This window comes from Enterobacter sp. A103 (assembly GCF_034427535.1).
Taxonomy (GTDB): domain Bacteria; phylum Pseudomonadota; class Gammaproteobacteria; order Enterobacterales; family Enterobacteriaceae; genus Enterobacter; species Enterobacter asburiae_B.
On the sequence record NZ_JAXQPQ010000002.1, the window covers coordinates 74,255 to 86,180 of the forward strand.

General features: G+C 53.9%; 12 protein-coding genes. 9 read left to right on the forward strand and 3 right to left on the reverse strand.

Annotated features, from left to right (window positions below):
- Positions 1–183: 183 nt before the first annotated feature.
- Positions 184–1,683 (forward strand): cyclic diguanylate phosphodiesterase, encoded by a 1,500-nt coding sequence (locus SPH27_RS05760; protein ID WP_182071140.1) that lies wholly within the window; start codon positions 184–186, stop codon positions 1,681–1,683.
- Between the two features lie 290 nt (positions 1,684–1,973).
- On the opposite strand, the gene SPH27_RS05765 is transcribed toward SPH27_RS05760, so the two are convergent.
- The 3 genes from SPH27_RS05765 to icd all read right to left on the reverse strand — a co-directional run bounded on the left by SPH27_RS05765 (position 1,974) and on the right by icd (position 3,969).
- On the reverse strand, positions 1,974–2,219 hold the full coding sequence (locus tag SPH27_RS05765; RefSeq protein ID WP_058840812.1) for a DUF2543 family protein: 246 nt from the start codon (positions 2,217–2,219) through the stop codon (positions 1,974–1,976).
- Between the two features lie 74 nt (positions 2,220–2,293).
- Entirely contained in the window at positions 2,294–2,641 is a 348-nt protein-coding gene (locus SPH27_RS05770; protein WP_047061595.1) for a DUF1304 domain-containing protein, read from the reverse strand.
- Positions 2,642–2,718: 77 nt separating this feature from the next.
- Entirely contained in the window at positions 2,719–3,969 is a 1,251-nt protein-coding gene (icd, locus tag SPH27_RS05775; protein WP_032657958.1) for an NADP-dependent isocitrate dehydrogenase, read from the reverse strand.
- Between the two features lie 117 nt (positions 3,970–4,086).
- Between icd and rluE the strand changes: the two genes are divergently transcribed.
- From rluE to SPH27_RS05815, 8 genes are all read left to right on the forward strand, one after another.
- The gene (gene rluE, locus SPH27_RS05780; RefSeq protein ID WP_182071139.1) at positions 4,087–4,740 is read left to right on the forward strand and encodes a 23S rRNA pseudouridine(2457) synthase RluE; all 654 of its coding nucleotides are present in this window, start codon (positions 4,087–4,089) and stop codon (positions 4,738–4,740) included.
- A 9-nt stretch (positions 4,741–4,749) separates the two neighbouring features.
- Positions 4,750–5,223: an NUDIX hydrolase gene (locus SPH27_RS05785; RefSeq protein WP_182071138.1), complete on the forward strand. Its 474-nt coding sequence runs from the start codon at positions 4,750–4,752 to the stop codon at positions 5,221–5,223.
- A gap of 40 nt (positions 5,224–5,263) precedes the next feature.
- Complete coding sequence (gene mnmA / locus SPH27_RS05790) at positions 5,264–6,376, forward strand: tRNA 2-thiouridine(34) synthase MnmA (protein ID WP_032657963.1); 1,113 nt, start codon at positions 5,264–5,266, stop codon at positions 6,374–6,376.
- Between the two features lie 26 nt (positions 6,377–6,402).
- On the forward strand, positions 6,403–7,032 hold the full coding sequence (hflD, locus tag SPH27_RS05795; RefSeq protein WP_013097081.1) for a high frequency lysogenization protein HflD: 630 nt from the start codon (positions 6,403–6,405) through the stop codon (positions 7,030–7,032).
- Between the two features lie 19 nt (positions 7,033–7,051).
- Positions 7,052–8,422 carry an adenylosuccinate lyase gene (gene purB, locus SPH27_RS05800; RefSeq protein WP_322435616.1) on the forward strand — a complete coding sequence of 457 codons (1,371 nt, stop codon included), beginning with the start codon at positions 7,052–7,054 and terminating at the stop codon, positions 8,420–8,422.
- A 123-nt stretch (positions 8,423–8,545) separates the two neighbouring features.
- On the forward strand, positions 8,546–9,217 hold the full coding sequence (phoP, locus tag SPH27_RS05805) for a two-component system response regulator PhoP (RefSeq protein ID WP_028019015.1): 672 nt from the start codon (positions 8,546–8,548) through the stop codon (positions 9,215–9,217).
- Positions 9,218–10,681: a two-component system sensor histidine kinase PhoQ gene (phoQ, locus tag SPH27_RS05810; RefSeq protein ID WP_033145232.1), complete on the forward strand. Its 1,464-nt coding sequence runs from the start codon at positions 9,218–9,220 to the stop codon at positions 10,679–10,681.
- A 92-nt stretch (positions 10,682–10,773) separates the two neighbouring features.
- Positions 10,774–11,895, forward strand: coding sequence for a cupin domain-containing protein (locus SPH27_RS05815; protein ID WP_048975705.1), 1,122 nt, complete (start codon positions 10,774–10,776; stop codon positions 11,893–11,895).
- The last annotated feature ends 31 nt before the right edge of the window (positions 11,896–11,926 follow it).

An 11,926-nucleotide genomic window follows, 5' to 3' on the forward strand; every position in this document is an offset into this window, starting at 1 on the left:
GTGCTAACCCGGTATTGCTTATAACAATGAAAATAGCTTAGCTGAGAATTGTCTTAAAAAACTGATACTTTCGTATGAGTTCACCTGCCGGCATTTACTCACATGACGTGACTATCAGGCTTGTTCCTTGCCCTGGCTGTGTTAAGATTTGGGAAATCAGGGAGCGGACTGGATATCTGGAAAATGAAAAAGCTCATTGCCATTGCTATCGTTTCGACGCTTCTGGTCTTCCTGTCTCTTTATGCGGTCAATGCTGTAATCATTGGTCAGCAGAAGAGCAAACAGCGTGAAATATCCCGTACCCTTTTACATTATTCAGAAGACGTGTCCCAAAGCGTGGCGCTGGGTCTCAAAAGCATCACGACGCAGGGATGCGATAAAACCAGCCTCGATCGCTACAGACAAATTAAGCTTAATAATCTTTATTTTGCCGATATCGGCTTTATTGAGAAGGGAAAAATAGTCTGTACCGCTTTTTGGGGGAAACTCGCGACGCCCGTTGCACTTCCTGCAGAACTGCATAAAACGCCGAGGGGCTTTCTCCTGGCCCAGTTTTCGAGAAAAGACTTTTTCACGGGCAATGCGGCAATTTATAATAATATTATTATCTTCACCTCCCGCTATGCTTACGATAAATTCACCCCGGTCACCGCAAGCTATTCGCTTAGTGCTACCACCAAAGACTTCGGCAGAGTCTTTTTTTCGGCCGCCACGAAGCTAAATCAGCAGAGCTGGCTGCATTCGACGTTGTTTACCCTGACTCTGACACAGTGCAGCGCCTTCTGGGACCTGTGCGTCATCGTGAAGCATCACGACGCCGGGCTGGCCTCGCTACCTCCGTTTATCTTTGCGCTTCTTGCGGTTATTCTCTGTTTTATCTGGATTGCGATAACGTTATTTATCTTCCGTATCTATGAAGACCGTTTTTCTCTGGAACGTACGCTGATAAAAGCCGTCCTCACGAATACCATCAGCGTTAACTATCAGCCCATTATTCGCATTCACGATCAAAAAATCGTGGGTGTAGAAGTTCTGTCGAGATGGCGCGACCAAAAACACGGGGACGTCTCTCCGGAGCTGTTTATCCCATTAATTAAGAAGATCGGTCTGTATAAAAAATATTACAGTAATATTATCGAAAAATCCCTTTCCGAAATTGCCCCTCTGGCGATAAAACACCAGCTGATAGTCTCAATAAACGTTGGGCACAAGGAAATTGAAGATGGACAGTTCATTACCATTTTGCGTCGTGCGTGTTTTGCCAATCACCTTCCCCTTTCCCTGATGAAGGTCGAACTTTCTGAGAAAGCCGTTTCCACGGCAGATATCCTCGAGGGATTCTGTCAGGAGCTGAAATCGCTCGGCGTTAAAATATCAATAGATGATTTTGGCGTGCAAAACTCCAATCTCGCCCGCCTGTCGCTGCTTGAATATGATGAAATCAAAATTGATAAGTCGCTGGTGGACGGCATTAGCGAGCATTATAAGCAAAACATCTTTGTAATCTTCAGCGATGCCCTTGCAAGATTGAATAAAACGCTTGTTTTCGAGGGTGTGGAAAATGAAATTCAATATCGCTTTATTGCAAGCAGATATCCCGATGCGCTGATTCAGGGATGGTATTTTTCAAAAGCACTCACCCGAAGCGAGCTGGCGAAGCGACTCACCGGGGTCGCACCGTAACCCGAAGCCTTGCGCGTCCGTTTTTTTCCAGTCGGGCATTTCTATTTTTTACGCAAAAACATATAGTCGTCACATTCAGCCGGTAGATTACCCTGAAGCACACTCATATTTTGGTTAAAAACGTGAAATTATCCTTACTATTCCCATTGGTACTCTTTTGTCTGACCGTTATTTTCGCGCTGTTTATCGACGCTCCCGCTTCGCATATTCTGCGGAAAAAATGCATGTGGTCCGATAGCGTGATGCTGAGCTGTATCGCAAAGCATCAGCATAACGGTTTTTGAAGCAGACTATTCATTTCCCCACTGATTGAGGAAGTTCGCAATATCATCAACGCGACCCGCACGGATCCCGGCCTCAGTGGCCATATCCTGCTGGGCTTCCTCGCTAATCTCCTCATTATTCGATAAACGGGTGAGCAGCAGCTGGAAATAATGTGCCAGCGCGTCGCGCTCTGACTCAGCGACCTGTTCAGCGGCTTCCGTCGCGTACTCATCGGCAATGTCATAATATTTCAGTGGGATATCGTTGTTCATAACTGTCTCGTCGCTAATTTTTACGGGTAAAGCCATCAGTATATCGGACGCCTAATCTCAACCAAAGCATTGCTTCAGATGAGTAACGCAAGCAGCGCTGCGAGAGCAGGCGCGGCCTGTACATACAAAATTTTTCGGCTGGCGGTGGCTGCGCCAAAGAGGCCGGCGATCAGCACGCAGGCCAGGAAGAAGATGGCCACCTGAATCCCCTTTTCCCCGAGCCAGAGGCTCCAGAGCAGACCAGCCGCCAGAAAACCGTTATACAGCCCCTGATTCGCGGCCAGCACGCGGGTCTCGCGCGCAAAATCAGGACGCAGATTAAAGGCCTTATGCCCTGTTTTGGTATTCCACAGGAACATTTCCAGCACAAGAATATAAAGATGGATGAATGCAACGACAGCGATAAGGACGGTGGCTAACATCGTGTTGTCTCCCGCAGGCAGAGGCAAAAAAAACGGGAACCCTCAGGCCCCCGCTCTTGTTTAACCCAGAATCTGGATTACATGTTCGCGATAATCGCGTCGCCAAACTCTGAGCATTTCAGCAGCTTAGCGCCTTCCATCAGACGTTCGAAGTCATAGGTTACGGTTTTCGCGTTGATCGCGCCTTCCATACCCTTAACGATCAGGTCTGCGGCTTCGAACCATTCCATATGACGCAGCATCATCTCTGCGGACAGGATGATAGAGCCTGGGTTCACTTTGTCCTGGCCCGCGTATTTAGGTGCAGTACCGTGGGTCGCTTCGAACAGGGCGCACTCGTCACCGATGTTCGCGCCAGGGGCGATACCGATACCACCAACCTGAGCAGCCAGGGCGTCAGAGATGTAGTCACCGTTCAGGTTCATACAGGCAATTACGTCGTATTCTGCAGGACGCAGCAGGATCTGCTGCAGGAACGCATCGGCGATCACATCTTTAATGATGATCTCTTTGCCGGTGTTCGGGTTCTTGATCTTCTGCCACGGGCCGCCGTCGATCAGCTCACCGCCGAACTCTTCTTTCGCCAACTGGTAGCCCCAGTCTTTGAACGCCCCTTCGGTGAACTTCATGATGTTGCCTTTGTGAACCAGAGTCACAGAGTCACGGTCGTTGGTGATCGCGTATTCGATGGCCGCACGCACCAGACGTTTAGTACCGTCTTCAGAGCATGGCTTGATGCCGATACCGCAATGCTCAGGGAAGCGAATCTTCTTCACGCCCATCTCTTCGCGCAGGAATTTAATCACTTTTTCTGCGTCAGCAGAGTCCGCTTTCCATTCGATACCCGCGTAGATGTCTTCTGAGTTTTCGCGGAAGATAACCATATCGGTCAGTTCAGGGTGCTTAACCGGGCTTGGGGTGCCCTGATAGTAACGAACCGGACGCAGACACACGTACAGGTCCAGCTCCTGACGCAGTGCCACGTTCAGGGAACGGATACCGCCGCCAACTGGCGTCGTCAGTGGGCCTTTAATAGCAACGCGGTAGTCGCGGATCAGGTCCAGCGTTTCTGCTGGCAGCCAGACGTCCTGGCCATAAACTTGAGTAGATTTCTCACCGGTGTAAATTTCCATCCAGGAAATTTTACGCTCGCCTTTGTAGGCTTTCTCAACAGCGGCATCAACCACTTTCAGCATCGCCGGGGTAACGTCTACACCGATACCGTCACCTTCGATGAACGGGATAATCGGATTGTGAGGAACGTTAATCTTGCCGTTTTGCAGGGTGATCTTTTTACCTTCCGCCGGAACAACTACTTTGCTTTCCATTAACCTCTCCTTCGAGCGCTTCTGGTTGTTACTGATCTTATGTTAATAAATTGTAATGAGCCCTTCGATAGTACCTGATTGTCCTGCGCCATGAAAGGTCTTCGTTATTAGGCTATAATGCGGCAATTGATAACGCCTGAAAATACCATGAAGAAAACTTCTTTTACAAAACACCGGGTTGAGCGATTCAGCTCGCGACAAGCCGCCAGAAGACCGCAGGAAACCCAGCCGAAGCGGGTTATTTTGTTCAATAAACCCTACGATGTTTTGCCGCAGTTTACCGATGAAGCCGGGCGCAGCACGCTGAAGGACTACATTCCTGTTCAGGGCGTCTACGCGGCCGGGCGCCTGGACCGCGACAGCGAAGGCCTTCTGGTCTTAACCAACGACGGCGCGTTGCAGGCAAAGCTCACGCAGCCGGGCAAACGCACCGGCAAAATTTACTTCGTCCAGGTGGAAGGCGAGCCGGATGACGCGACACTAGAAGCACTACGCAGCGGCGTGACGTTGAACGACGGCCCAACCCTGCCCGCAGGTATTGAACGCGTGAATGAGCCGGAGTGGCTGTGGCCGCGCAACCCGCCGATTCGCGAACGTAAATCCATTCCGACAAGCTGGCTCAAAATCACCCTTTATGAAGGCCGCAACCGCCAGGTTCGCCGCATGACCGCACACGTCGGCTTCCCTACCCTGCGTCTCATTCGCTACGCCATGGGCAGCTACACCCTGGAAACGCTGGCAAACGGCGAATGGCGCGACGTCACCTCTTAAGGAGTCACTATGTTTAAACCTCATGTCACGGTTGCCTGCGTGGTCCACGCCAGGGGTAAATTCCTTGTTGTTGAAGAGAGCATTAACGGCAAAGCGCTGTGGAACCAGCCTGCCGGACACCTTGAAGCCAATGAAACCCTGCTGCAGGCAGCAAAACGCGAGCTGTGGGAAGAGACCGGCATTCACGCTGAGCCCCAGCACTTCATCCGTATGCACCAGTGGATCGCGCCGGATCACACCCCGTTTCTGCGCTTTTTATTCGCCGTTGAGCTTAGCGAAACGTGCGCCACAGAGCCGCAGGATGACGATATCGATCGCTGTATCTGGGTCACCGCCGACGAGATCCTGAACGCGCCAAACCTGCGCTCGCCGCTGGTTGCGGAAAGCATTCGCTGCTGGCAGTCTGCTGGCCGCTTACCGCTGGACGTCATCGGCGCATTTAACTGGCCGTTTACAGAGGGTGTCAATGGTGGGGGGGCGTGATAGAATACGCCGCCTTGAAGTTCAATGTCGTGAGTATTCCATGTCAGATAACAGCCAGAAAAAAGTGATCGTCGGCATGTCCGGCGGTGTCGATTCCTCCGTTTCCGCCTACCTGTTACAGCAACAGGGCTATAAGGTGGAGGGCCTGTTCATGAAGAACTGGGAGGAAGATGATGGCGAGGAATACTGCACCGCCGCTGCGGATCTCGCCGACGCGCAGGCCGTATGCGATAAGCTCGGCATTGAGCTGCACACCGTTAACTTTGCAGCAGAATACTGGGACAACGTTTTTGAACTGTTCCTGGAAGAGTACAAAGCGGGCCGCACGCCGAACCCGGATATTCTGTGCAACAAAGAGATCAAATTTAAGGCCTTCCTGGAGTTCGCCGCGGAAGATCTGGGCGCTGACTACATCGCGACCGGTCACTACGTGCGTCGCGCAGACGTCAATGGCAAAAGCCAGCTGCTGCGCGGTCTGGACGGCAACAAAGATCAAAGCTACTTCCTCTATACGCTGAGCCACGAGCAAATCGCCCAGAGCCTGTTCCCGGTCGGCGAGCTGGAAAAGCCGCAGGTGCGTAAAATCGCCGAAGAGCTGGACCTGATCACCGCGAAGAAAAAAGACTCTACCGGCATTTGCTTCATCGGCGAGCGCAAATTCCGCGATTTCCTGGGACGTTACCTGCCTGCTCAGCCGGGTAAAATTGTCACCGTCGACGGGGAAGAGATTGGCCAGCATCAGGGGCTGATGTACCACACGCTCGGCCAGCGTAAAGGCCTGGGTATTGGCGGGACCAAAGAAGGTAGCGAAGATCCGTGGTATGTTGTCGACAAAGACGTCGAAAACAATATTCTGGTTGTTGCCCAGGGTCACGATCATCCGCGTCTGATGTCCGTTGGCCTTATTGCACAGCAGCTGCACTGGGTCGATCGTGAGCCGCTGAAAGGCACCCTGCGCTGCACGGTGAAAACACGCTACCGTCAGACCGATATTCCTTGCACCATTACCGCGCTCGATGACGATCGCATTGACGTGCGTTTCGACGAGCCGGTCGCCGCCGTCACCCCGGGTCAGTCTGCTGTCTTCTACAGCGGTGAGATCTGCCTGGGCGGCGGGATCATTGAACAGCGCCTGCCGCTGCCTGCTGTTTAATACGATTCACACATAAAGGAGACCGTGTGGCGAAGAACTACTATGACATCACCCTGGCGCTGGCGGGAATTTGCCAGTCAGCCCGTCTGGTGCAACAGCTGGCGCATCAGGGTCATTGCGACGCAGATGCCCTGCACGTTTCACTGAACAGCGTTATCGATCTCAACCCCGGCTCGACCCTGGGCGTGTTCGGCGGCAGTGAAACCAATCTTCGTCTCGGTCTTGAAACCCTGCTCGGCGTGCTTAACGCCAGCAGCCGTCAGGGATTAAACGCGGAGCTGACCCGCTACACGCTGAGCCTGATGGTGCTGGAGCGTAAGCTGAGCGCCGCAAAAGGCGCGCTCAATACCCTGGGCGATCGTATTGCCGGGCTGCAGCGCCAGCTCGATCATTTTGACCTGCAGTCGGAAACGCTGCTGAGCGCTATGGCCGGTATTTATGTTGACGTCATCAGCCCGCTGGGCCCGCGTATTCAGGTCACCGGATCCCCTGCCGTGCTGCAAAGTCCGCAGGTACAGGCAAAAGTGCGCGCGTCCCTGCTGGCAGGTATCCGCGCCGCCGTGCTGTGGCACCAGGTGGGCGGTGGCCGCCTGCAGTTAATGTTTTCTCGTAATCGCCTGACCACTCAGGCAAAACAAATTCTTGCTCATTGTTAACCTCCCGGAGTTGCGAATTATGGAATTATCCTCACTGACCGCCGTATCCCCTGTCGATGGACGCTACGGCGATAAAGTCAGCGCGCTGCGCGGGATCTTCAGCGAATATGGTTTGCTGAAGTTCCGTGTTCAGGTTGAAGTACGCTGGCTGCAAAAGCTGGCCGCCCAGGCAGCAATCAAGGAAGTTCCTGCTTTTGACGAAAAGGCAAACGATTACCTTGATAAAATCGTTGCCGGGTTTAGCGAACAAGACGCCGCGCGCATTAAAACCATCGAACGCACCACCAACCACGACGTGAAAGCGGTTGAGTACTTCCTGAAAGAGAAAGTGGAAAGCGTCCCTGCGCTGCATGCCGTGTCTGAGTTCATTCACTTCGCCTGTACCTCTGAAGACATCAACAACCTGTCTCACGCGCTGATGCTCTCCACCGCGCGTAAAGAGGTGGTGCTGCCTTACTGGCGTAAAATCATCGACGCGGTAAAAGCGCTGTCCGTGGAATACCGCGACATTCCGCTGCTCTCCCGTACCCACGGCCAGCCGGCCACCCCATCCACGATGGGTAAAGAGATGGCGAACGTCGCGTACCGTATGGAGCGCCAGTACCGTCAGCTGGAGCAGGTTGAGATCCTCGGCAAAATCAACGGCGCGGTCGGTAACTATAACGCCCACATCGCCGCTTACCCGGAGGTGGACTGGCACCAGTTCAGCGAAGAGTTCGTGACCTCTCTGGGCATTCAGTGGAACCCGTACACCACGCAGATTGAGCCGCACGACTATATCGCCGAACTGTTTGACTGCATCGCGCGCTTCAACACCATCCTGATCGACTTCGATCGTGACGTGTGGGGCTACATCGCCCTGAACCACTTCAAGCAGAAAACCATCGCCGGTGAAATCGGCTCTTCCACCATGCCGCACAAAGTGAACCCAATCGACTTCGAAAACTCCGAAGGCAACCTGGGCCTGGCGAACGCCGTGCTGCAGCATATGTCAAGCAAACTGCCGGTATCCCGCTGGCAGCGCGACCTGACCGACTCCACCGTACTGCGTAACCTGGGCGTGGGCATTGGCTACGCGCTGATCGCGTACCAGTCCACCCTGAAAGGCGTGAGCAAACTGGAAGTGAACCGTGACCGTCTGCTGGACGAGCTGGATCACAACTGGGAAGTGCTGGCGGAGCCAATCCAGACCGTGATGCGCCGTTACGGTATCGAAAAACCGTACGAGAAGCTGAAAGAGCTGACCCGCGGCAAACGCGTTGACGCCGAAGGCATGAAGCAGTTTATCGACGGTCTGGCGCTGCCGGAAGAAGAGAAAACGCGCCTGAAGGCGATGACCCCGGCGAACTACATTGGTCGCGCTATCACCATGGTCGACGAGCTGAAGTAACGCCCCTCTCCCCCTTTTCGCCCGAAAAGGGGGATGCTTTTCCCCGGTTTACTCAATGTTTATCCCCACAACAACATAATCAGCGTTAAACTATTCATACCAATTATTTAGGGAGAAGAGATGATGCGCGTACTGGTTGTTGAGGATAACGCATTGCTACGCCATCACCTGAAGGTTCAGCTTCAGGAGATGGGACATCAGGTGGACGATGCTGAAGATGCAAAAGAAGCCGATTATTATCTCAATGAACACCTGCCGGATATCGCCATTGTCGATTTAGGGTTGCCTGACGAAGACGGTCTGTCGTTAATTCGCCGCTGGCGCAGCCACGATGTCTCCCTGCCGGTTCTGGTTCTGACCGCCCGTGAAGGCTGGCAGGATAAGGTCGAAGTGCTCAGCGCGGGTGCAGACGATTACGTCACCAAGCCGTTTCATATTGAAGAGGTGGCGGCGCGCATGCAGGCGCTGTTACGCCGCAACAGCGGGCTGGCTTCACAGGTTATTTCCATCCCACCATTCCAGGTCGATCTCTCCCGCCGGGAATTAGCAATCAATGATGAAGTGATTAAGCTCACCGCCTTCGAATACACCATTATGGAAACGCTGATCCGTAACAATGGCAAAGTGGTGAGCAAAGATTCCTTAATGCTCCAGCTTTATCCTGATGCTGAACTGCGCGAGAGCCATACCATTGACGTGCTGATGGGCCGTTTGCGTAAGAAAATTCAGGCGCAGTATCCGCAGGATGTGATTACCACCGTCCGTGGCCAGGGCTACCTGTTCGAATTACGCTAAATGAGAGGGATTTTACGCCACATTCTGCCCCTCTCGCTGCGGGTTCGTTTCTTACTGGCAACAGCCGCCGTCGTGCTGGTGCTGTCGCTCTCCTACGGCATGGTCGCCCTGGTGGGCTACAGCGTCAGCTTTGATAAAACCACCTTTCGACTGTTACGCGGCGAAAGCAATCTGTTTTATACCCTGGCGAAATGGGAAAATAACCGAATCACCGTTGAAATGCCGGAAAACCTCAACCAGCAGAGCCCAACGCTGGCCCTGATTTATAACGAAAAAGGGAAATTACTGTGGGCGCAGCGTGATATCCCCTGGCTGGTTAAAAGCATTCGTCCGGACTGGCTCAAAACCAACGGGTTTCATGAAATTGAAGCCGATCTCAACACCACCAGCTCGCTGATCCGTGAAGATCGCTCCCTGCAGCAAAAGCTGAACGAGATCCGCGCCGACAACGCCGAAACGGAGATGACGCACTCCGTCGCGATTAACCTCTATCCGGCGACGCTGAACATGCCGCAGCTGACCATTGTGGTGATCGACACCATTCCGGTCGAGCTGAAGCGTTCTTATATGGTCTGGAGCTGGTTCATCTACGTTCTGGCTGCGAATCTCCTGCTGGTGATCCCGCTGCTGTGGGTAGCGGCGTGGTGGAGCTTGCGCCCCATTGAGTCACTGGCGAAAGAGGTTCGTGAGCTGGAAGAACATCATCGCGAGAAGCTGAACCCGGAAACCACCCGTGAGCTCACCAGCCTGGTGCGTAACCTCAACCGCCTGCTGAAAAGTGAACGCGAACGCTACGATAAATACCGTACCACCCTTACCGACCTGACCCACAGCCTGAAAACTCCGCTGGCCGTCATGCAAAGTACCCTGCGTTCAATGCGCAGTTCGAAGCTGAGCGTCGATGATGCCGAGCCGGTGATGCTGGAGCAGATCAGCCGTATTTCCCAGCAAATTGGCTATTACCTGCATCGTGCCAGCATGCGTTCCGGCAGCGCGCTTCTGAGCCGCGAGCTGCACCCGGTAGCCCCGCTTCTGGATAACCTCACGTCCGCCCTCAACAAGGTGTATCAGCGTAAAGGGGTGAACATCAGCCTCGATATCTCGCCAGAGATAAGCTTTGTGGGTGAAAAAAATGACTTCATGGAAGTGATGGGTAACCTGCTGGATAACGCCTGCAAATACTGCCTGGAGTTCGTGGAAGTGTCAGCGCGTCAGACGGAAACCGAACTGCATATTATCGTTGAGGATGATGGCCCGGGGATCCCGCGAAATAAACGAGATGTGGTGTTCGATCGCGGTCAGCGCGCCGATACGCTACGTCCTGGCCAGGGCGTAGGATTGGCCGTCGCCCGTGAGATTGTCGACCAGTACGACGGGAAAATCGAAACCAGCGAAAGCCTGCTGGGCGGCGCCAGAATGGAGGTTATTTTTGGCCGCCAGCAGCCCACATTGAACGATAGTTAACCCGTTATGTGAAAAATGCGAGGATCTCGCAGCCGGGGGGCTGAGCTTCCGTTATAATCCGAGTCAGTAAGAGCCTGCGGAATAAAAAAATTATGGATTATCACTTAACGCTTAACTGGCCCGAGTTTATTGAACGTTACTGGCAAAAACGCCCGGTGGTTCTGAAACGCGGATTCAGCAATTTTGTCGACCCTATCTCGCCTGACGAGCTGGCTGGTCTGGCCATGGAAAACGAAGTCGACAGCCGTCTGGTGAGCCACCAGGACGGGAAATGGCAGGTTAGCCACGGTCCTTTCGAAAGCTACGATCACCTCGGTGAAAACAACTGGTCGCTGCTGGTGCAGGCGGTCAACCACTGGCACGAGCCCACTTCTGCCTTAATGCGCCCGTTCCGCGCCCTGCCCGACTGGCGCATGGACGATCTGATGATCTCCTTCTCCGTGCCGGGCGGCGGCGTAGGTCCACACCTTGACCAGTACGACGTGTTCATCATTCAGGGTACGGGCCGTCGCCGCTGGCGCGTGGGCGAAAAAGTGCCGATGAAGCAGCACTGCCCGCATCCTGACCTGCTTCAGGTTGACCCCTTTGAAGGGATTATCGACGAAGAGCTGGAGCCGGGCGATATTCTCTATATTCCGCCGGGATTCCCTCACGAAGGCTACTCCCTGGAAAACTCACTCAACTACTCCGTGGGGTTCCGCGCGCCAAGCGGCCGCGAGATGATCAGCGGATTTGCCGACTATGTTCTGCAACGCGAGCTCGGCAGCTATCGTTACAGCGATCCTGATGTGCCTGCGCGCGAGCATCCGGCGGATATTCTGCCAGAAGAACTCGATAAGCTGCGCGGGATGATGCTGGATCTCATCAACGAGCCGGAGCACTTCAAACAGTGGTTTGGTGAGTTTATCAGCCAGTCTCGTCATGAGCTGGACGTTGCGCCGCCGGAGCCGCCGTATCAGGCTGACGAAATTTATGATGCGCTTCAGCAGGGCGACAAGCTGACGCGTCTGGGCGGGTTGCGCGTGCTGCGCATTGGTGAAGAGGTGTTCGTCAACGGCGAGAAGCTGGACTCTCCGCACCGTCCGGCGCTGGAAGCCATTGCCAGCCATCTGGTGCTCACCGCCGACACCTTTGGCGATGCGCTGGAAGATCCTTCCTTCCTCGCGATGCTGGCCGCGCTGGTCAACAGCGGGTACTGGTTCTTTGAGGACTAAGTCGCCTTAATGCCCGGTGGCGCTTCGCCAC

Bases quoted from the DNA above. Each gene is read 5' to 3' on its own strand.
- SPH27_RS05760 (WP_182071140.1), top strand. From the start codon at position 184: ATGAAAAAGCTCATTGCCATTGCTATCGTTTCGACGCTTCTGGTCTTC.
- SPH27_RS05765 (WP_058840812.1), bottom strand. From the start codon at position 2,219: ATGAACAACGATATCCCACTGAAATATTATGACATTGCCGATGAGTAC.
- SPH27_RS05770 (WP_047061595.1), bottom strand. From the start codon at position 2,641: ATGTTAGCCACCGTCCTTATCGCTGTCGTTGCATTCATCCATCTTTAT.
- icd (WP_032657958.1), bottom strand. From the start codon at position 3,969: ATGGAAAGCAAAGTAGTTGTTCCGGCGGAAGGTAAAAAGATCACCCTG.
- rluE (WP_182071139.1), top strand. From the start codon at position 4,087: ATGCGGCAATTGATAACGCCTGAAAATACCATGAAGAAAACTTCTTTT.
- SPH27_RS05785 (WP_182071138.1), top strand. From the start codon at position 4,750: ATGTTTAAACCTCATGTCACGGTTGCCTGCGTGGTCCACGCCAGGGGT.
- mnmA (WP_032657963.1), top strand. From the start codon at position 5,264: ATGTCAGATAACAGCCAGAAAAAAGTGATCGTCGGCATGTCCGGCGGT.
- purB (WP_322435616.1), top strand. From the start codon at position 7,052: ATGGAATTATCCTCACTGACCGCCGTATCCCCTGTCGATGGACGCTAC.
- phoP (WP_028019015.1), top strand. From the start codon at position 8,546: ATGCGCGTACTGGTTGTTGAGGATAACGCATTGCTACGCCATCACCTG.
- phoQ (WP_033145232.1), top strand. From the start codon at position 9,218: ATGAGAGGGATTTTACGCCACATTCTGCCCCTCTCGCTGCGGGTTCGT.
- SPH27_RS05815 (WP_048975705.1), top strand. From the start codon at position 10,774: ATGGATTATCACTTAACGCTTAACTGGCCCGAGTTTATTGAACGTTAC.